At 41.5% G+C, this 20797-nt stretch carries 21 protein-coding genes; 8 read left to right on the forward strand and 13 right to left on the reverse strand.

Features of this window, described 5'->3' with window-relative positions; all coding sequences use genetic code 11:
* Window positions 1-171: 171 nt before the first annotated feature.
* Window positions 172-897, forward strand: a complete 726-nt coding sequence (locus EWV60_RS09360; protein ID WP_287232014.1) for a hypothetical protein — start codon at window positions 172-174, stop codon at window positions 895-897.
* A gap of 66 nt (window positions 898-963) precedes the next feature.
* On the opposite strand, the gene ligA is transcribed toward EWV60_RS09360, so the two are convergent.
* The 4 genes from ligA to EWV60_RS09380 all read right to left on the reverse strand — a co-directional run bounded on the left by ligA (window position 964) and on the right by EWV60_RS09380 (window position 5589).
* Complete coding sequence (gene ligA, locus EWV60_RS09365) at window positions 964-2973, reverse strand: NAD-dependent DNA ligase LigA (protein ID WP_287232015.1); 2010 nt, start codon at window positions 2971-2973, stop codon at window positions 964-966.
* Window positions 2974-2987: 14 nt separating this feature from the next.
* Window positions 2988-3554: a Uma2 family endonuclease gene (locus tag EWV60_RS09370; protein ID WP_287232016.1), complete on the reverse strand. Its 567-nt coding sequence runs from the start codon at window positions 3552-3554 to the stop codon at window positions 2988-2990.
* Window positions 3555-3574: 20 nt separating this feature from the next.
* Complete coding sequence (locus EWV60_RS09375; protein WP_287232017.1) at window positions 3575-4141, reverse strand: Uma2 family endonuclease; 567 nt, start codon at window positions 4139-4141, stop codon at window positions 3575-3577.
* A 128-nt stretch (window positions 4142-4269) separates the two neighbouring features.
* Complete coding sequence (locus EWV60_RS09380) at window positions 4270-5589, reverse strand: aminopeptidase P N-terminal domain-containing protein (protein WP_123231059.1); 1320 nt, start codon at window positions 5587-5589, stop codon at window positions 4270-4272.
* Between the two features lie 61 nt (window positions 5590-5650).
* Here EWV60_RS09380 and EWV60_RS09385 point away from each other — a divergent pair, with 61 nt between their 5' ends.
* The 3 genes from EWV60_RS09385 to EWV60_RS09395 all read left to right on the forward strand — a co-directional run bounded on the left by EWV60_RS09385 (window position 5651) and on the right by EWV60_RS09395 (window position 7363).
* Entirely contained in the window at window positions 5651-6124 is a 474-nt protein-coding gene (locus EWV60_RS09385; protein WP_002793021.1) for a hypothetical protein, read from the forward strand.
* Between the two features lie 39 nt (window positions 6125-6163).
* Entirely contained in the window at window positions 6164-6298 is a 135-nt protein-coding gene (locus EWV60_RS09390) for a hypothetical protein (RefSeq protein ID WP_002751306.1), read from the forward strand.
* A 120-nt stretch (window positions 6299-6418) separates the two neighbouring features.
* Window positions 6419-7363 (forward strand): PhzF family phenazine biosynthesis protein, encoded by a 945-nt coding sequence (locus EWV60_RS09395; RefSeq protein ID WP_002776634.1) that lies wholly within the window; start codon window positions 6419-6421, stop codon window positions 7361-7363.
* Window positions 7364-7458: 95 nt separating this feature from the next.
* On the opposite strand, the gene EWV60_RS09400 is transcribed toward EWV60_RS09395, so the two are convergent.
* The 5 genes from EWV60_RS09400 to EWV60_RS09420 form a co-directional block, all read right to left on the reverse strand.
* A complete protein-coding gene (locus tag EWV60_RS09400) occupies window positions 7459-8229 on the reverse strand; it encodes a peroxiredoxin-like family protein (RefSeq protein ID WP_002751310.1) in 771 nt (256 codons plus the stop codon).
* A complete protein-coding gene (locus tag EWV60_RS09405) occupies window positions 8226-9362 on the reverse strand; it encodes an anhydro-N-acetylmuramic acid kinase (protein WP_002751312.1) in 1137 nt (378 codons plus the stop codon). Before EWV60_RS09405 ends, EWV60_RS09400 begins: the two co-directional genes overlap by 4 nt.
* A gap of 33 nt (window positions 9363-9395) precedes the next feature.
* A complete protein-coding gene (gene thiS, locus EWV60_RS09410) occupies window positions 9396-9605 on the reverse strand; it encodes a sulfur carrier protein ThiS (protein WP_002751314.1) in 210 nt (69 codons plus the stop codon).
* 128 nt (window positions 9606-9733) lie between these two features.
* Window positions 9734-10750 (reverse strand): thiamine phosphate synthase, encoded by a 1017-nt coding sequence (locus EWV60_RS09415; protein ID WP_272105067.1) that lies wholly within the window; start codon window positions 10748-10750, stop codon window positions 9734-9736.
* A 137-nt stretch (window positions 10751-10887) separates the two neighbouring features.
* On the reverse strand, window positions 10888-11499 hold the full coding sequence (locus EWV60_RS09420; RefSeq protein ID WP_130757568.1) for an IS607 family transposase: 612 nt from the start codon (window positions 11497-11499) through the stop codon (window positions 10888-10890).
* A gap of 791 nt (window positions 11500-12290) precedes the next feature.
* Here EWV60_RS09420 and hisIE point away from each other — a divergent pair.
* The 4 genes from hisIE to EWV60_RS09440 all read left to right on the forward strand — a co-directional run bounded on the left by hisIE (window position 12291) and on the right by EWV60_RS09440 (window position 16600).
* The gene (gene hisIE / locus EWV60_RS09425) at window positions 12291-12926 is read left to right on the forward strand and encodes a bifunctional phosphoribosyl-AMP cyclohydrolase/phosphoribosyl-ATP diphosphatase HisIE (RefSeq protein ID WP_002751320.1); all 636 of its coding nucleotides are present in this window, start codon (window positions 12291-12293) and stop codon (window positions 12924-12926) included.
* Between the two features lie 139 nt (window positions 12927-13065).
* Window positions 13066-14451 (forward strand): dihydrolipoyl dehydrogenase family protein, encoded by a 1386-nt coding sequence (locus tag EWV60_RS09430; protein ID WP_287232019.1) that lies wholly within the window; start codon window positions 13066-13068, stop codon window positions 14449-14451.
* Between the two features lie 27 nt (window positions 14452-14478).
* Window positions 14479-15102 (forward strand): dTMP kinase, encoded by a 624-nt coding sequence (gene tmk, locus EWV60_RS09435; protein WP_287232021.1) that lies wholly within the window; start codon window positions 14479-14481, stop codon window positions 15100-15102.
* Between the two features lie 4 nt (window positions 15103-15106).
* On the forward strand, window positions 15107-16600 hold the full coding sequence (locus EWV60_RS09440; RefSeq protein ID WP_287232023.1) for a thymidylate synthase: 1494 nt from the start codon (window positions 15107-15109) through the stop codon (window positions 16598-16600).
* 291 nt (window positions 16601-16891) lie between these two features.
* Here EWV60_RS09440 and EWV60_RS09445 read toward each other — a convergent pair whose 3' ends face one another.
* The 4 genes from EWV60_RS09445 to EWV60_RS09460 form a co-directional block, all read right to left on the reverse strand.
* Window positions 16892-17323: a DUF4278 domain-containing protein gene (locus tag EWV60_RS09445; RefSeq protein WP_287232025.1), complete on the reverse strand. Its 432-nt coding sequence runs from the start codon at window positions 17321-17323 to the stop codon at window positions 16892-16894.
* A 593-nt stretch (window positions 17324-17916) separates the two neighbouring features.
* Complete coding sequence (locus tag EWV60_RS09450; protein ID WP_002739797.1) at window positions 17917-18672, reverse strand: ABC transporter ATP-binding protein; 756 nt, start codon at window positions 18670-18672, stop codon at window positions 17917-17919.
* Window positions 18673-19476, reverse strand: a complete 804-nt coding sequence (locus EWV60_RS09455; RefSeq protein WP_016516090.1) for an ABC transporter permease — start codon at window positions 19474-19476, stop codon at window positions 18673-18675.
* Window positions 19477-19846: 370 nt separating this feature from the next.
* Window positions 19847-20722, reverse strand: coding sequence for an ABC transporter ATP-binding protein (locus tag EWV60_RS09460; RefSeq protein ID WP_002740012.1), 876 nt, complete (start codon window positions 20720-20722; stop codon window positions 19847-19849).
* Window positions 20723-20797: the final 75 nt, after the last annotated feature.

Below are 20797 nucleotides of genomic sequence, written 5' to 3' on the forward strand. Positions count from 1 at the left end.
ATTAACCTATTTGTGCCTTAAGTCCTTTCCTGTATGAATTTCAGCTACTTTTGAGCGTAGTTGCTCTCATCGAATTTTATTTTAAGTTAATTATTTGCATAACAATTCCCGAAGAGCCCGTTTTTTTATGTATTATACTTCTTAATTTTTTATTTGGGTAATTAATTTTGCATGACTACTTATGTCTTTACTAAACAAAATTTATCTCTTTGGTCGGTAAAAAACTTTATTACTCGTTATGAATGGAACCTTTTACTAAAACAAGAGCATAATAATTACAAACCCAAATACGAACAGCTAACTTTATCTCTAAGTTTAGAATTTCTAGTAGATAAACCTTCCTTATCAACTTATATGGTACGAAATTCAATTACTACAGTAATCGAAGCATTAAAAATAATTCAAACAAGTGGCTACAAAGGTATAACCAAAAAAGAACTTAAGCAAAAATTAGAACGAAGAGACACAACAATTAATAGTCTTATTTGGGATTTGGAAAATTTTGACATGATATTCATCAATCATGAGAAAAAAATCTTAGCGGCAAGAGAGCTTATAGGTAAAGGAGAAGATGATATTTCTCAATATTTATCATTCGCCCTCAAAAAACATATTCTTATACAAGAAATCTATAAAGAATTAGAAATTCATAAGTCAATAACCCCCTGGCGAGTAGAAGAAATTATTGCTAGTATCTGTACTTCTACTTCTGGTAAACGACCCAAAGATAAAACCCTTAGAGATTATCGTTCTAGGGTGATTTCTTGGCTTACTTTTACTCGATTGCTAGAAAAGGGAAGATATAATACATTAACTATACCACGAGATAAAAGCTCTCATAAGATTAACTCCTCTATAGAATATAAACAATTACATTTGCCTCTAAATGGTATGTAAAATTATTTAACTTTGCTTCTGTAATATTTTCTCAGAACAAGTCTTTTTAACGTCAAATAATTATATTTAATCCCCGATTAATTCGAGTAATTGTGCTTCGGTTAGCTGAGTAATGCCCAATTCTAGGGCTTTTTCTAGCTTAGAACCCGCCGCTTCTCCTAGCACTAAATAATCAGTTTTTTTGCTGACAGAACCCGTCACTTTCCCCCCAGCTTTTTCGATTAATTCTTTCGCTTCCTCCCGTTTGAGAGTTGGTAAAGTGCCAGTAATGACAAAGGTTTTCCCTGCTAAAGTCGCTTTAGTGGTGGTGGTTTTTGCTGCTGCGGCAAATTGTAAACCAGCCGCCTGTAATTTAGCGACTAAATCCCGATTAGCGGCGATTTTAAACCAATCATAGACCGATTGAGCGATTTCTTCACCGATACCATAAACAGAGGCTAAATTAGTCACGCTGGCGTTAGCTAACTCCTCCACTGTCCGAAAACTTTCGGCGAGAATTTTGGCGTTAACGCTGCCCACATAGCGAATTCCTAGCCCATAAAGTACCCTCGACCAGCTTTGATTTTTGCTCTGAGCCATAGCTGTAATCAAATTTAAGGCGGATTTATCGCCCATTCGGTCTAATTTGGCAATTTCCGTTTTTTCGAGGCTGTAGAGGTCAGAAATAGCGGTAACTAATCCCTGTTCAATCAGCAAAATTACCACTTTTTCCCCTAATCCCCGGATATCGAGAGCATCGCGACTAGCCCAATGTACTACACTTCCCCGCAAAATCGCCGGACAGGAACTATTGACACAGCGCGTCACCGCTTCCCCCACCGGACGGACTAGGGGAGATTGACATTCAGGGCAATTAGTGGGCATCTGAAAGGGTAAGGTGTGGCTAGGACGCAATTCTGGCAGGATTCTCACCACTTCCGGGATAATTTCCCCCGCTTTGCGGATAATTACCGTGTCACCGACGCGGATATCTAATTCGGCCACTCGATCGCTATTATGTAAAGTAGCTCTTTGTACGGTGGTCCCTGCTACCTGTACCGGTTCCATCACCGCCATGGGTGTGACTGCGCCGGTGCGTCCCACATTGACGATAATATCTTTAACTACCGTGGGGACTTCTTCGGCAGGATATTTTAAAGCGATGGCCCACCTGGGGAATTTTTGGGTGAATCCTAAGCGATTTTGTCGCTGTAAATCGTTGATTTTGACTACGACACCATCGGTCATGTAGGCTAATTGATGACGTTTTTCTTGCCAATCTTGATAGTATTGCGCCACTTCTTGCAGGGATGGACAGAGTTGACGGTGGGGATTAACCAGAAATCCCATGGTTTCTAATCTATCTAAGGATTGCCATTGAGTGGTGATATGGTTATCGTCTAAATGCAGGGTATAGGCAAAAAATTGTAAGCGTCTTTTATCAACTATTTTCGGATCTAATTGTCGTAGGGTTCCTGCTGCCGCATTGCGGGGATTAGCAAAGAGAGATTCCCCTTTTTCTTCTCTTTCTTGATTGATTTTATCGAAGGTATCGAGGGGTAAAAAGGCTTCACCGCGCACTTCCACAATTGCTGGGGGATTATCTATATTTAAGCGTAAAGGAATAGAGCGAATTGTCCGCACATTGGGGGTAATATCTTCGCCATTGACTCCATCCCCTCTAGTAACACCTCTGACGAAAAAGCCGTTTTCGTAGGTTAAAGCTAACGCAGAACCATCGATTTTTAATTCACACACATATTCCGTGTCTTGGGTTTCATTTACATATCTTTGCCAACGGTTGCCCCATTTATTTAATTCTTCGAGGTTAAAGGCATTTTCGAGACTATACAGGGGAATATTATGACGGACAGAAACGAATTGACTAGAGATTTTATCCCCGACTCTTTGGGTGGGACTATCAGGGGTGATTAATTGGGGATAACGCTTTTCTATGTCTTCTAATTCCCGATAAAGTTGATCATAAACGCTATCGGATATAAAAGGATCATCAAGAACATAATAAGCATAACTGGCCCTTTGTAGTTCTGTTTTTAATTGTTGGCAACGTTGTTGGATTTCTAAGGGGATAGTCATAATCGTTAATAATGCTACTGGGCAAAAACCATTTGAGGAGTTAATTTTAAATCGGGAAATGTTACCGATATTATTCTATCTTCGTTGTGAAATTCTGCCAGTTCATAAAATCCCGAAATCAGGGTTAAAACCGATATTTTTACAGCAATAGGATCGATAATCCAGTATTCAGGAATGCCTCTCACTGCGTATTCTGAACGTTTATAACGGTAGTCATCATCAGCATTATTGGGGCTAACAATTTCTACAACTAAGAGGGGAGGAAATTCAATCACTGCTGTGGTCATATTTCTAATCTCTTGACATTGTTCGGCAGTTAAAATCATTAAGTCTGGAATTCTCGATTTAGCTTTATCGGTGCGAATTCCCACGGTAGCAGGCATGACTTTCCAAGTTAGATTTAATCTTTTAATTTCTGCCATTAAATAATCATAAATAAAGGCAAGAATTAAGGCATGAAAGCCACTAGCGGGAGGCATGGAAATTAATTCTCCGTTAAATAATTCGTATTTATCATCCGTGCAGTCCTGATAATTTAAATATTCCGCAAAGGTATATATTTTTTGTCGGGTAGCAATCATAAAAGTCTCCAGCTAAGATTTTACTGTGCAAAGACCATTTGAGGAGTTAATTGTAAATCGGGAAATGTCACCGATATTATCCTATCTTCGTTGTTAAATTCTACCAGTTCATAAAATCCCGAAATTAGGTTTAAAACCGATATTTTTAGGGCAATAGGATCGATAATCCAGTATTCAGGAATGCCTCTCACTGCGTATTCTGAACGTTTATAACGGTAGTCATCATCAGCATTATTGGGGCTAACAATTTCTACAACTAACAGGGGAGGAAATTCAATCACTGCTGTGGTCATATTTCTAATCTCTTGACATTGTTCGGCAGTTAAAATCATTAAGTCTGGGATTCTCGATTTAGCTTTATCGGTGCGAATTCCCACCGTAGCGGGCATAACTTGCCAGTCTAATTGTAGCCTCTCTATTTCCCTTTCTAACACCTTAAATATATATCTAAGTATCAAAGCATGAAAGCCACTAGCAGGAGGCATGGTAATTAATTCTCCGTTAAATAATTCGTATTTATTATCCGTGCAGTCCTGATAATTTAAATATTCCGCAAAGGTATATAATTTTTCTTTGGTGACAACCATAATAATCTCTAGAAAAAACTTAATTGAATATCCTTAAGGGGGGTAGGGTTGATTCATGAATCAACCCTACTATTAATCAACCCTAGGGTTAGGGGGAATCTGACAATTTTTAACACCTAGCTTTTTACTTAAGATTCGATATCCTCAACTTTTTTGGGAACCGTTGCAGTTAAAACCTCATTTCCTGTGGCAGTAACTAACACATCATCTTCGATACGGATACCGATACCCCGCCATTTTTCTGGCACTTCCGGCTGTCCTTCAGCAGGTTTAATATCGGGGGAGATATAAATCCCCGGTTCCACGGTTAAAACATGACCAGGCTGCAAAGTTTGCCAAGTTTCTTCGTTAACTTTATAACCTCCCGCATCATGGACATCTAATCCTAACCAATGGCCAGTTCTGTGCATATAAAAAGGCTTATATTTTTCCTCTTTAATTATCTCATCAATGTCGCCGACCAATAGCCCTAAATCCACTAATCCCTCCACAATTGTCCTCACGGCCGTGTCATGAAAAAGATTATAAGGATTACCAGTTTTTACCACTTCAATCGCCTTTAATTGAGCTTCCAGAACAATTTCATAGATAATTTTTTGTTCGGGGGTAAATTTACCATTAACGGGAAAAGTGCGGGTAATATCACCGTTATAGTAATTGTAGGCACAACCAGCATCAATTAATAAAAGCTCATTTTCTTGTACTTGGCGATTATTGTTGATATAGTGCAGAATACAGGCATTAGCACCACTAGCAACAATAGAAGGATAAGCAGGACCCATACCCCCTTCCAGGCGAAAAGTATGCTCAATTTCCGCTTGAATTTGATACTCGTAGTGACCAACTTTGGTAAATTCTCTGGCCCGATTATGTGCCTGTGCTGAAATAGCAGTTGCTTGGCGAATATTGTCCAATTCGGCCTCGGTTTTCAGTAAGCGCAAAGGATGGAGAATAAAATTAGTATCCTCTAAAGCAGTCGGTCCAGTGCCGCGACGGGGAAAAGTGGCGATTAATTTTTGCCAGTGCTTTAGAACATTTGTATTAAAAGTTTTGTCCCGGCCGAGATGATAATAAATTCGTTCGGCTTTTTCGAGATATTGGGGTAATTTTTCGTCCAATTCTTCGATAGAATAGGCCTCATCAGCAGCAAAAATTTCCTTTGCTCCTTCCACACCGTGGAGATAGCCTGTCCAGGTTTCTTTTTCCGGGTCTTTTGGCTGCACGAACAGGATAAACTGATGTTCGGGGTGATGGGGTGCTAAAACCGCCACCGCCTCCGGTTCATTAAATCCTGTCAGGTAAAAAAAGTCACTATCCTGACGATAGGTGTATTCTACGTCATTGTGCATGACCACCATGGGCGCACTGCGAAAAATTGCCGTTCCATTGCCGATTTTTTCCATTACCTGCTGACGACGCTGCTGAAACTCTCTGCGATCGATGCCCATAGATATTCCTAAAAATGTCACAATAAGTCCTAGAGTCTATTATCGCTAATATTTTTAATTTATGACCCCTGAAGAACTGGATTTTTCCCAAGATATCATCGAAAGGCGCGAGTTTACCCTAGCAGATTTTATCGCTCAAGAGGGGGCGGATTTCCTCAAAGGAGAATCTCCTGTCCCCAAATTAGTGCAAGTTACCACAGAGATTAAACAATTTATTGCCGCTAATTTAGGGGATTCTTCGGGAGCTTTGCAGATAATTTTACAGCTTATTGTCGATGAAGAATTAACCAAAGTCAGTCAAAATTTAGATAATCCCGTTCAAGCTTTACAGTTAATCCTAGAAGAAATTTTAGATAATCAAGAATTACTCTATGAATTAGTACACCGAGTCGATGTGAAATGGGGACAATTATACGGGGAACGTCCCTATTTTCAAAAACCCCATCAAAAACCCCACCCTGAAGACGAATACACTCACAATTCCGTCAGAGATAAGTTAGTCAGTTTATTAGCCAGATTAGAAGCGGATAAGTAGTAGAGCCTATGGCAGTTAGGCTCTCTTATTCTTTGTGTTATGAGTTTAACTTATATAGGAGCGATCAATCTTTGTGTCCTTTGTGTCTTTGTGGTTTCTCCCATAGGAGACTCCGAGACGATTCAAGACATACCTTATCTTCATGAAAAACTCTGTATTTTAATTATTGCTTAATAAAGACTAACAGAACTGACAAGGATTATCTATCCCTAGACAGACAACTGGGGGGCGGTCAGGGGTGAAGATAGGTGTAAGATCAAAAAATTCTCCGATAACTGTTGCCCTATCCCCCGCGTGCCTACCTATTCCTACTATACCGCCGATGTTTTTAGCGATCGCATTTTTGGCGGTAATCCCCTGGCGGTTTTTCCGGAAGCGTCTGGATTAACCCGCACCCAGATGCAAAAAATCGCCGCCGAATTTAACTTCTCGGAGACAGTCTTCGTTTTTGCGCCAGAAACGCCCCAAGGCACTAAAAAAGTCCGGATTTTCACCCCCAGTACCGAATTACCCTTTGCTGGTCATCCTACCGTCGGCACAGCCTATATTTTAGCCCTAATCGGCGCTATTCCCCCCTACCAAGAAACCACGATTTATCTGGAGGAAGGAGTCGGTTTAGTACCGGTGAAAATTATCATGGAGGGGGAAAAACCGGTCTATAGTGAGTTAAAAGTGGCACAATTGCCAGAATTAGTGACGGATACTTATGCTCTCGATGATTTAGCGGCGATTCTTTCCCTACGCGTTGCCGATTTCTTACCCGGTTATCCCCCCCGCGCTTTTTCCTGTGGTCTCCCTTTTTTATTCATCCCCGTCAAAAATCGAGATATTTTAGGGAAAATAAAACTAAATCTAACTCTTTGGTCATCATTATTAGGTCAATCCCCCGCTAATTCCCTTTTTGTCTGCTGTTTTGACCCAGAATCTCCCCTATCTCGTCTCTATGGCCGAATGTTTGCCCCCGGTTTAGGAGTTATGGAAGATCCCGCCACTGGTTCGGCTGTGGCCGCTTTAGCGGGCTACCTAGGGGCCTTAGAATCTTCTAGGGAAGGGATGAATCAATGGACGATAATCCAAGGAGTGGAAATGGGCAGACCCAGCAGTTTACAATTAAAGTTTCAGAAAAACAACCGTAAAATTACGGAAGTTTCTGTGGGTGGTGCATCAGTTCTAGTCTGCCAAGGTAAGATGATAATTCCCGATGGGGAAACAAAAAGCCCTACAAAAGGGTTATTGTGATTATTATTCCCTGAAATCGGTGAGAAACAGGAAAGGATTAAAATTTTGGACTGGTATCATTTAATCGAAACTCTCTATATAGAGAAGAAAAAAGCTTAATCCCGCAAAAAAGCGAGGGGATAACTCATATTCTCAGCAAATCCCAAGATACCTCCATCTCGATGCTCATAGAGTAACTTTCCTTGACTATCAAATAAAAAAGTCCCTCCCCGTTGGGTGAGATAACTACTATCGGGGACATAGGTTGACCAATTGCCCAAAACTTGAGTCATATTACGCAGTCTCAGGGTGGCTAATTCAAAAGGTCGCTGAAAACCTTGACCCCCAGCAAGATTGAATAGGGAACCCCGGAAAGCTGGTAAAGGCCGCGCTTGTATTGTTTCCTCCTCGGCAATTAATTGGGGGGCTTTGCGATCGCCACGATAACCCCGCAGCACTTCGGCCAGAGTCCCCGGACTACCCACACCCGCACACATCAAAATTAGATTTAACCAGGCATTTTGTCCGGGGGAAAATCTCGGTAATTTTAACGATAAACCGCGATACAGTCCTAATAAATCGTGTAATTCAGCTTTCGGGTCAACAAACAGCCAATCTTGCCGAAATTTCGTATATTCAGCGAATTTTAAGCCCGAATTGCGATCGCCGATACCGATGGCACGAATGGTAATCCCGGCATTTTGCCAAAGGGCTGCCTCTTTTTCTAACCACCAAGCGTATTCGAGACTGTCAAAATCTCCCAATTGCGGCCAAACAAGAATTAAAAGACGTTTATAGTCGGCACAATCGCTTAAAATTGGCACTATTTGCCCATCGCTGACTCTTTGGCGTTGAATTGTTGAAAATATTTCATATATACTGCTCATAGATAAATTTCTCCTAATAAAACCTCCTCTTTTGCTCCCGTGACTTTCGGTAAATTACTGGGGAAATTGTGCCAGCGCCAATAGGCCAAAAGGGCAAAAGCGATCGCTTCTTTAAAATCGCTATTTAATCCTACCTCATCAGTGGTCAAAAGCTTGACATTTGACCCCAAATGTGCTAACAGTCGTTGGCGCAGGTAGGCATTATGAGCGCCACCACCACAGAGCAGCACTTCTGCAGGCATTTCCGGCAAAAAGGTTTGATAGCTGTGGGCGATCGAAATGGCGGTTAAATCGGTTAAACTGGCCAACCAGTCGGCATCACTGAGGGAATAAGCTTGGGCATCCCGGTGCAATTGGGCTAGATAGGCGGGGCTAAATAACTCTCTGCCGGTGGATTTAGGGGGATATTGTTGAAAATAAGGCTCCTGTAGCCATTTATGAACTAATTCGGAGCAGGGTTGACCCTGGGCCGACCATTGACCGTTATGGTCGTAGGTTTGTTGGCCTTGGCTCAAAAATTGTACGGCCAAATCGATGAGGACATTGCCGGGGCCGGTATCCCAACCGAAAATTTTTTGCTGCCAATTTTCCCTTTGTCGGGGGGGTAGATAGGTTAAATTGCCAATACCGCCGATATTTTGGACGCAGCGGGCTTTGGTGGGGTGAGAAAGCAGATAAGCGTCAATTTTCGGCACTAGGGGCGCACCGTGACCAGCTTGGGCGATATCGGCAGCGCGAAAATTACTAATGGTGGGAATACTGGTGATTTTTGCGATCGCTGCTCCCCGTCCTAATTGTACCGTGTAACCGAGGCGATCATTTTGGGGGGGTCGATGAAAAACGGTTTGACCGTGACTGCCGATTAATTGGGCTTTTGGGGCTTCTTTTTGGATATTTAAGGCGGCTTGGGCGAATTCTGCGGCGATGTTATCATCTAAGCTGGCTAAAGCTTCAATAGATAGCTTTTCTCCCCCACAGACTTGCAAAATTGTCTCGCGTAATCGGGGGGAATAGGGATAGGTTTCCCCTGCTAATAACTGCACCTGTGGAGATTCCACTGTACCGCTAATCTCCACTAAAGCGGTATCGATGCCATCCACCGATGTGCCACTCATTAAACCGATAACTAACAAGTTTTTTCCCTCAACTGTCGATTGTTGATTATTTTATCCCCCTCCGACAATAGTAACAATTTCTAATTTATCCCCCTCCTTGATTTCCGTGTTTTCCCAATACTGACGATGGAGGATTTCCCCGTTATATTCCACTGCAACTAACCGAGGATTCATGCCCAAATTTTCTAGCATTTGCGGTAGTTTAGTTGCTGGTAAACAGGTTTGAGTTTTGCCGTTAATTTGCAAGGTTATTTCTGACATGGATTTGGATAAGTAGTCGTGCAAAATTAATTTCCTAGTCGAGACAGGAGACAGTATTCAGGAGACAGGAGACAGCTTTTTTCTCCCCACACCCCACACCCCACACCCTACACCCTACACCCCACACCCTACTTTAATTGGGTTAATAATTCTTGTGTCACCACATCGGGGTGCTGCGCTTCCATGATGGCCCGGACTACAGCTACCTGTTGCGCTCCTGCCTCTAAAACCTCTTTAATGTTATTACTATCAATACCACCGATCGCAAACCAGGGTAAAGGGCAATTTTCCCGCGCATAACGGACGTATTCCAATCCTGCGGGGGTTTTTCCCGCTTTGGTGGGGGTGGCATAAACTGGACCAACTCCCACATAATCGGCCTTTTCTTGGATTGCTTTGGCCATCTCTTGGGGATTAGTGGTGGACCGGCCGATAATTGCCGTCGGGCCGAGAAATTGCCGCGCTAGGGAAATCGGTAGATCCTGTTGACCGAGATGAACACCATCAGCATGAACGGCCTTAGCAATATCGACGCGATCGTTCATAATAAATAAAGCATCGTAACGGTGGCATAACTCACACAGTTTAGCAGCTTCTTCTAAACGAATCGTATCAGCGGCGGTTTTATGGCGGTACTGCACCAATTTTAAACCTGCTTTTAGGGCTAATTCGACGATTTCTAACAGATTTTCGGCGGGAGAAGTGACTAGATAGAGGGGAGATGCTTTTAGTTTTTCCAGAGGTGGCGAGATTAATAGTTTACTCTCTAGCTGATAAACCCGATAGCGCAGCTGTTTACAGGCTATCCCTAGCTCTAGATCATAGAGTTTACCGTATTCTTCTAAAACCCTAAAAGCCTCCTGTACGCGAGCGAGATTTGCCTGCAGCAGTCCCTCGACAGTCTCCCGGATTTCTTCCCTGGGATGGCTTAAATCCCTGCCGATATCGCCGGCTGTGTCCCGATGTCGTTTAAGATCGATCGAGTGCCAACTAGCTAATTGATGGCGCATTTCTTTACATTCTTGGGCTAAATTGGGATTATCTAAGCCAAAACGACACCATTCTTCGATAATTCGCAGTCCTTCTCTAGCGCGGTCAAGGTTAGCATCGAGAATCCGTTTAATCGCCGTGGTTTCTAGTTTCATTTGCCGTCAATGTAGAGTTATGATAGCCGTTAGTCGTCAGCTAAAATATTACTATTCTTGGCCCTTGTTCGGGGAATAGCCGAGTCGGCATCAGACAGGCAACAAAGAGGGAGGAGAAACCCAGTCCAAGGATAATTTTAAGCCGAGGGGAGATTCTTAAGCGCCCCTAGGTATTCCACCAATTGCCGATGATCCGGGTTATGTAGCGGGTAGAGACGATTGTAACAGATGGTGACGAGGGCTTGCAGATCGTCCACTAAATCCTCAGCTGCAATGGATTTCTGGGGTTGATTGAGGAGAATGACTTGGATTTTCAAGAAACTGCACAAACCCAAAATAAAATCATGACAAAAGCGGCCAACACTTTCTGGATGGGTTAAAACTAGACATTCCAACCCACCGTTACACATCATCTCTACTAGACGCATAAGATTAGGGCGATTGTGACTGACTCCGTTGCCGATATCGCTGAGAATTTCAAAGGGTTGACCCTGCTGATGACAAAAGTCTTCTAAGGCTTTTATTTGATCCTCTAGTTGTTGTTTTTGTTCAGGTCGGTTAACACGAGCATAGCCAATGATAAATGGGGTTGATTGAACAGATTGTAATATATCTTGCCGTCGGTAGCGCCGATGACCACCAGGGGTACGAATTGAGGAAATTTTCCCCTGTTGTTCCCAGCGCCGGAGGGTTTTAATGCTAACTCCGAGCAAGCCCGAGGCTTCTCTAATCGTGATTAGGTTATCCATACATAGTAACTTGGTTTTAAATTAGAAAAATTTATTGTAGGAGAATCGTTCAACCTGAGACAGTGTAGTTGTCCACCTTCACCCTGTGATTACCTCGAGTAGGAATAATAGTCATTTCAGATAGGTTTAATATAGTCTAGACCGACAAAACTCTTAGGAAATCTGGTATTGATATTCTCAAGCTTAATTGAAATTACTATATACATAACTCTATCGACAGGACTCGGTTTTAAATCAAAGAAATTCCTGAGGGTAGAATTGTCTAACTTAAGACAGGTGTTTGTCCACTTTCATACTGTGATTAGCTCCCAATGCTGATTGAAGAAGATTTATGATGGCTCATAATACATCTTTCCACAGAGATTTGGAAAAAAATTCTTTGTTCTCCTAAAACCTGAGTTTCCCCGATCATCGCACGGGATAACTTGTTATAGGTGCCAATCCAAAAGACTCTGCTGTAGGGATTAGTTGTATTCTTAACCTTATCCCCATTTTAACGCAGCTGCCTGGTTAGGGAATTGATTGGCTTTGAACTGAAGTTTTGACGTTAAACAATGTTAAGTTTTGTATATGATCCCTCTCTTGATTAAGTTTTATAACAGTTTGAGATATTTCTTAAAACTAGAGCCTGTTTATTTATCCAGCTTTCACCAAAAAGCTTGGGTATAGATCATATTATTGTGGTGGATTCCTTTAGTAATGATCGCACTGTGGAAATTGCCCAACGTTAAGGCTATATAATTAAGCTTTGGGCAATTTGTCCCACCATAATTCTTGACCGCAAAAAACTGATGTCCTCTTTACTCTCCGCTATTCCCCTCGACGCGATCGCTTATAATTCCCAGGGTTTAGTACCAGCGATCGCTCAAGACTATCTTGATGCTACAGTGTTAATGATGGCCTGGATGAATCGGGAATCCCTCGAAAAAACCCTCACCACCGGGGAAGCGTGGTATTGGAGTCGTTCTCGTCAAGAATTATGGCACAAAGGAGCCACCTCGGGCCATATCCAAAAAGTGCGTCAAATTCGCTACGATTGCGATAGTGATGCTATCTTGCTGACTATTGAGCAAATCGGTGATATCGCCTGTCATACCGGCGAAAGAAGCTGTTTTCATCAAGTAAATTGGCAAAAATCACCGCCAGCGGCCGACACCCTCTCGGAATTGTTTAAGGTAATTTGCGATCGCAGAGACGATCCTCATCCGGAATCCTACACCTGTAAACTTTTGGCCGGGGGAGATAACAAAATTCTCAAGAAAATCGGCGAAGAATCGGCAGAAGTGGTCATGGCCTGCAAAGATAATGATGGCGATGCTATTGCTGCAGAAGTGGCCGATCTTTTTTATCATACTCTCGTCGCTCTCGCCTATCATCAAGTTCCCCTGCGAGATGTCTATAAAAAATTGCAAGACCGGCGCCGGTAATCAGTTATCAGTTATCAGTTATCAGATTTGAGTTTTAAGTGTTAAGTTTCGGACTCCTGAATACCGTCTCCTGATTCCTGACTCCTGAATACTGTCTCCTGACTCCTGAATACTGACTCCTGATTCCTACTTTATATTTGTGGTTTACGACTTAGTAATTATCGGTGCCACTCCTGCGGGGATAGAAGCGGCTTTGTTGGCTGTTCACCTCAAAAAAAGGGTGGCTTTAGTGCAACAGCCTTCTAGTGACAATTTAGAGGCATCTGAGGACATTTTTAGCAAAGGGTACAGCCAAATTATCCATCTCTATAAACTGCTCAATCATTGGCAAGAAACGGCCATTTATCCCCAATGGCAACAGTTGCGGCAATGGTTAGAGGAAGTAGATAAAACTATTAATAAACATCATTCTTTAGCGAGATTAGCCACGGAAGGAATAGATGTGATCCCGGGTGGGGGGGAATTTGTCCGGCTGCCCCATTTGGGATTCGTGGTTAACGGTCGGCAATTGTTGGCTAAACACTATCTTATCGCTACTGGTTTTTATCCGCAAGTCCCGAAAATTTTCGGCTTAGATGAGGTTAATTATTTTACCGCTCAAACCCTTTGGCAAGAGCCAAATTTAGACAATTTAGGACAACATTTAGCGATTATTGGCAACAGCAGCATGGCTGTGAGTTTGGCACAAATTCTCCGACGTTTAGGGAAAGAAATTAGCTTAATTATCGAGGATAATTATCTACTGCCAGATATTGATCGGGAAATCTGCCATTTAGTTACTGCCATTTTAGAAGCGGAAGGAATTAAGATTTTACCCGGCTATTGTCCTAGTCAAGTAAAAACGATCGAGGGTCAAAAATGGCTACAATTAGGCAATCGTGTTATCGAAGTTGATGATCTCATTTTTGCTGGTAATTATCAAGTCAATGAACGGGGATTAAATTTGGCTGGGGTGGGAGTTAAACTAGAGCAAGGACTAATCAGGGTTAATCAGCAACTACAAACCGATAATTCCCGCATTTATGCCCTAAATTTGCTCAGAAATAATTATCCCGATCCTACTTTAAATCACCAGGCTGCTTTTGGGTTAGTCAAGCATCTGCTCACGGGAGAAAAATTTAACTTTAATCCCGATCAAATTCCCTCATTTATTGCTTTTGATCCGGCTATTGCTTGGGTGGGTTTAACTGGAAAAGCAGCCCGGGAGAGCTATGGTGAGGAGGTAAAGATGATTAACTATCCCATCAAAAATATAGTGGCACAGCAAATCTGGGGAGAAACCACCGGATTTTGTCAATTAATCTACCGACAAGATGGTAAAATACTGGGAGCGCAAATAGTCGGTAATCAATCGGCAGAAATGATCGGTATCATCAGTTTAGCTTTACAAGAAAATTTAACCATACAATCCCTCAATAAAAATATTTATATTTGGGGAAGTATGGGAGAGATGCTCGGAGAAATGACGCAGTTAATCCCCCCCAAAAAATCTTGGTTAACTTGGCTAAAAAAATTATTCAGATAATTAGATATAAAAAAAGAAGATTAAATTATGAAACCGAAATTTATTGTCTTTGAAGGTATTGACGGATCTGGAACAAGTACCCAAGCAAAACTCCTACAAGAATATTTTTTCAAGCGAGGGGAAAAAGCAGTTTTAAGTCCAGAACCTTCCGAGGGAGTCATCGGTCGTTTGATTCGAGAAATAATGCAAACTAATCTTATTTCTATCCAAGATCAAAATAAATTTGACCGACAAATGGCTTATTTATTTGCAGCTGATCGCCATTATCACTTATATAATGATCACGATGGCGTTTTTAAACTTATTCACCAAGAACAAACCCACGTTATCACTACTCGTTATTATTTTTCTTCCCTGGCCTACAATGGCAATAATCCCGAAGAATTGGCTTTTATTCGGCAGTTAAATCAACATTTTCCCAATCCCGATTTAGTCATTTATATCGATGTTCTTCCCGATATTTCTCTGGCAAGAATTAAAAACCGAGCCATCACAGAAGTGTACGAAAAACAAGAAAAATTAATGAAAGTTCGTCAGATGTTTATCGAGATATTTAAAGAATATAAAGATGATTGTTTACAACTGGATGGCAGTGATACAATAGAACAACTTCACCAAAATATTATTAATTATCTTGAAGGATTAATTTAAATCCATGCTCAGTATAGAAACCACCCCTAAATTCATCTACCAACCCCACTATAAACCCAATCAATTAATCTGCGGTCACGGCCAAACGGCAATTATCACGGGATGGACAGTAAAACAGTCCCTTGCTAAACATTTAAATCCCGACCAATACGCAGTAATTGGTAATCTTTATAGTCCCACCAGAGGAATTAGTCCCCTGCTGAGAAACTTAATCGCAAATCCCCACGTTAGATACTTAGTTATTCTCCACGCAACTAAGGAAGATAAGAACTCTGGTAGCTGTCAGTGTTTGCTAGATTTTTTTAGTCAAGGATTCCAGTTAGGAAAAAGTGACACAGGTAGAGAATGTTGGCTAATTAATTCTCCTATCACGGGATATATTGACAAGGAAATTGACCGAGAAACTCTCGAAAAATTACGTCAATCAATTCAATATCAACTGGTTAAATCCATCCCAGAAGCGATTGAAATCGTCAAAAGTTATGCAGAACAATCTCCCTTACCAACTTGGGGAGAACCCTTAATCTTTCCCCTCTTAGAAAATCTTCCTTCTTTGCTACCTGGGACAAGATACGGTCATCGCATTGAAGGAAAAACTATTGCCGAAACCTGGGTAAAAATTCTCCAAAAGATTAAAACCACCGGCACAATTAGACCCACAGGATATGATGGTAAATGGCAAGAATTAATTGACCTAATGGCCGTTGTCACCGATGAACCCCCAGACTTTTACTTTCCCGAACCTAATTATTTGCCTATAGATAGACCTTTTCTCACCGAATATATCGGACAAATTCTCGATGATTCTCCCTGTACAGAAGGAGTTAAATACACCTATGGTCAAAGATTGCGCTCTTGGTTTGGCCGGGACCAAATTGCACAGGTTATCAATAAATTAATCTCAGAAATTGACGCAGCTAGTGCAGTCATGTCCCTCTGGGATGTGAAAGACCACGAAAAGGGAGGTAGTCCCTGTTTAAATCATATTTGGGTGCGAGTGGTAGAAAATGAATTATCTCTCACCGCAATATTTAGAAGTAATGATATGTTTGCCGCTTGGCCAGCAAATGCCATGGGATTGCGTGCTTTACAGCAACATATTAGGGATGAGATTAGCAAGCGCTCCGAATACAATTTATCAATGGGTCCATTAATTACTATTAGTCAATCGGCCCATATATACGATGATACTTGGGAGAATGTCGAACGATTAATCGCCACCCAGTACGATAAAATTGTCAATCAGCGCGATTTTTTTGACCCTAGCGGTAACTTTTTGATTTCCGTGGAAAAAGAACAAATTCTCGTCCAACAAACTACCCCCGGCAGTGGGGAAATTGTCGCCTGTTATCAAGGCAAAAATCCCCTGAAATTAATCCGCGAGTTTGCCGCTACCAATCCCGCAATTATTCCCGAACATATCGGTTATCTGGGAATCGAGTTACAAAAGGCATACAACTGTCTCAAGAATAATCAGCCTTATATTCAAGACCAGTAGATAAGTGGGAAGTAGGAAGTGGGGGCATCTCAATAATATTATTGTAGGGGCGAATTGCATTCGCCCTCTTTTAATAACTTCTGCTGCTCACCAAAATCACAAATATAAGATGCACCCAATCAGTGAACTTAAAACTCAAATCTGATAACTCGACCGAATCTAAGACCTAATTGGTTAAGCCAAAAGCTTTGATGTGCTTAGTTTCTAACCTTCTTTTTAGGTAAGAGAATTGCCAGATTCTTTCTTTTGCCTTTTGCCTTCAGAAGCTGATAACTGATAACTGATAACTGATTACTGGTCCTTGTTTGCCGAACCAGCGCCGCGATATTTGAGAGATGAGGAGCGAATTGGGTTAGCCACCGTGGTATTATTGGTGATTTTAACCTCCGCACCGCGATATTTACCCCCTCGCTCCTTGACAGGAGCCTCGGCGACTGTTGGCTCCCTATAGGTGGCCCCACGGTACTTTTTCTCGCCGGCGGTTTCTGGAGTGGGGACGGGGATATTCTTCTGCTCTTCTCGTCCTTGCCATAAAAAGGTGACGACAATCACAACTGTCAAGAGAATTAATAGCTGAATCTGCCAAGGAGCTAAAACCAGACTCAACACTAAACTAATTACCGTGGCGGCACTGGCGAGATAAGCAATTTCATCGCTGGACTTCTGCCAGAAATAGGCAGCCAGAGCAGCGGTGAATAGTGGCAACAAAAACAAATAGGACATTCTGGGTACACCTTGTCATGCTAGTGAACCAATCTCCCTATATATTACCTCCCTAGCTTCGATCGGCGAAAAATATTAACTTAGCTTATACATCCTATAAGTTTTATTTTGTCAATCCTTCTTTACAATTCGTAAAAATATTGTTACATTTATTTACATGAACTAAAAGTTAAAGCAAAACAGCCAAGACAGCAAGCCGGTTTAGATTGTCTCGAAGAGTATAGGACAGAAGATGATTCCTTGAGTCCGAGACAACGGCAAAAAACTTGGCCTACTAGCTTAAAAAAGTTTTCGGGGTTTGGGTTTACCCCATTGACAGATTTGCTTGAGTTCTCCTACATAACTTAGCGCTACCTCGGCTGGACACCGAGGTTTTTTATTTTGTGACAGCGTTTTCGACTAAGTAAAACGTAGGCTCTCTTATTCTTTGTGTGATAAGTTTAGATTATCTAGAAGCGATCAATCTTTGTGTTCTTTGTGTCTTTGTGGTTCGTTCCAGTTGATTGCCAGCAGGAATGTATCCTATAATACATTTTACCCACCAAACCCAAGAGAGCCAAACGTAGATAAATTAATTGAGATTACCTACTTAATTAAAAATTAACTTCATTTTGATGCACGGAATCCAAATAAAACTTGATTACATCTTCCGATGCACCCTGACATTGCAGCTGGCCTTTATTCAGCCAAATTGCTTGGTCACAGGACTCTTGAATTAAAGTCAAATCGTGGGAAACTACTAAAATAGTAGCGTTAGAATTCCAGAATTTTTTTAAACGTCGTTTACACTTATTTTTAAAACTTTCATCCCCGACGGAAAGGACTTCATCAAGAATAAGAATATCGGGGTGAACCTCTGTTGCGATCGCAAATCCTAAACGAGCCACCATCCCAGAAGAAAGAGATTTCACCGGCGCTCCCATATATTCTTCTAACTCAGCAAAGTCAAGGATATCTTTGGTTTTTTCCTTCATTTCCTGACGCGAAAATCCCAGCATTACCCCATAGAGAATAATATTATCTTTTACTGGTAAATCTGGATCAAAACCCGCTCCTAATTCAATTAGAGAGGCAATTTGTCCCCTGACTCTCACCTGTCCCTTTGTCGGTTCTAGAATACCACAAATGACTTTTAAAAGAGTAGATTTTCCTGCGCCATTAGCTCCAATGATACCTAATTTTGCTCCAGAATTAATGACTAAATCTATATCATCTAGAACTAATTTTTTGGCTGGTTGACGATATTTACCTTCAAGAAGAGAGAAGATTGTCCTTTTTAGATCGTAGGAAAATTCTTCTTGAGTGCGTCTTTCGAGAGACACTTGATCGAGTCGAATTACTTCTGTCATTTATAATAAATCCATAAATAAATGTCGCCATAGTCGGAAGCAAGTCCAACCAATTCCTAAGATAATGATCCCACCGAGTAGAGATTGAAAAATCAAACTAAAATCCGGTAATCCGGGGGAAAGGGACAATTGGCGAATACTTTCAATTACTGGTAATAATGGGTTTAATATCAGGAATGGTTGTACGGAGGGAGGAATAATTTCTGGAGGATAGAAAATCGGGCTGCTAATCCAAGCGACAAAACAAACAATTTCGTAAAAATAGGGTAAGTCTCTGAAGAAAACGTAGAGGGTACTAACAAAGAAACCCACTCCCGTGCAAACCAGAGAAAGACCGATCACGGGAAAAATCAGAGCAATTACATTAATTAAACTTTGAGACTTCCAGAGAGTTACTATAGCCAAAAGGGGAAAGATACTAATAGCAAATTGAAAAATATTTGCCACCACCATGGAAACGGGAAAAATGCTAACTGGCAGACGAATTTTATTTAAAATACTGCCATTACCAACAATACTAGGTAAAGCTTGGTTAGTGGAAGCATTAAAGAAATTTATTACGACTAAACCAGTGAAAGCCGCTAGGACATAGTTAACTAGAGAATTATCAAAATAAGAGGCGAAAACCGTGCCGAAAATTGCCGTGTATAGTGCCGTCATAATCGCGGGATTTAACAAAGACCAGTAAACCCCCAGAAAAGAACCTCGATAGCGTCCCTTGAGATTACGTTCCACTAAAACACTAAGCAATTCGTAATATCGCCGCGCTGTTGACCATCTAGTTTTTGCTTGGAGATCGGTCATAGGGATAATTGTCATCTCTTCAGTGTTCAGTGCTTTATTCTAAACGATTACCGTCAATCTTGTCTATCGATCGAGGGAGGACTCTAGTTTTTATCCAGTCCCCGACGACTCTCCCTCTCCGGAAAAAGTTCCCTTCCAGATCCATTTATCTAGCTCAAAAAGCTTAAAAATTGCTAAAAGCCTCTTTTTTTAGGGTTGAATTCGGTTTTTAGGGACAGCCTCAGCTAATTGACCTAGACTCTAGCAGGTTGACCCATAAAATTGACACCAGATCAAAGCCAAGAAATGCCGATTTAAACAGAGCTAATCTCAGAAAAACTGGAGTCAAAAACCGATAACTTAACAATTTCCTAAGGGACAAACTAAGAATTTAATCTAATTGATGTCCCGTCAGTTCCACAAAGATATCTTCGAGGTTGGAAGGGCGACACATTACTCCAGTTTTATCGCTCAAAGTGTCGAGATAGGCATTAGCATCAGCCACGGTGGGGAAGAATTTATAATCGATTTTATCGCCAACTTGTTTGATAACTAAACCCTCGCCATACTTACTACGAAAATCCGTTAGAGTTCCTAATTCGATTAATTTGCCCGCATCCATAATGCCAATTCTGCCCGGTTTTCCTGCGGCGTTATCCTGACAGAGAAATTCCACTTCTTCCATGTAGTGAGTGGTTAACAAAATTGTCATTCCTTGCTGGTTTAAATCGCGAATTACTTCCCACAAACGACGACGATTTTGGGGGTCTAAACCGACAGTTGGTTCATCGAGAAAGAGGATTTTTGGTTCGTGAAGAAGAGCGCGAGCAATCTGTAAACGTCGTTTCATCCCACCGGAAAGAGTTTTGGCAAGGGCAGATTTTCGATCGCTTAAACTGACATAATCTAAATAGCGATCAATTAATTCCTGTCTCTGGGGATTGGGGATATGGTGCATCCGGCCGTGAAATTCCATATTTTCCCAGACGGTTAATTCCCCATCAACGCTAATCTGTTGTAAGACTACCCCAATATTTTTCTTCACCTGATCGCGGTATTTTTTCACATCATACCCCGCCACTTCGATTTCTCCTTGACTTGCTTCGGTTAGAGTGATAATCATGCGGATTGTCGTCGATTTTCCCGCACCGTTGGGACCGAGTAAACCAAAGATTTCCCCTTTTTCGATAGCAAAGGAAAGCTCGTTAACTACCGGGAGATTATTATAGATTTTAGAAACGCGATCGAGAGCAATAGCGGCGGTCATAGTTACAAAAGTTAATATTCTAGCTATGGATTAGTGTAACCGAATTAGCCCAACTCGACGGCGATTTTATCCTTC

Source organism: Microcystis sp. Msp_OC_L_20101000_S702 (assembly GCF_007095705.1).
In the GTDB taxonomy this organism is placed as follows: Bacteria; Cyanobacteriota; Cyanobacteriia; order Cyanobacteriales; family Microcystaceae; genus Microcystis; species Microcystis ichthyoblabe_A.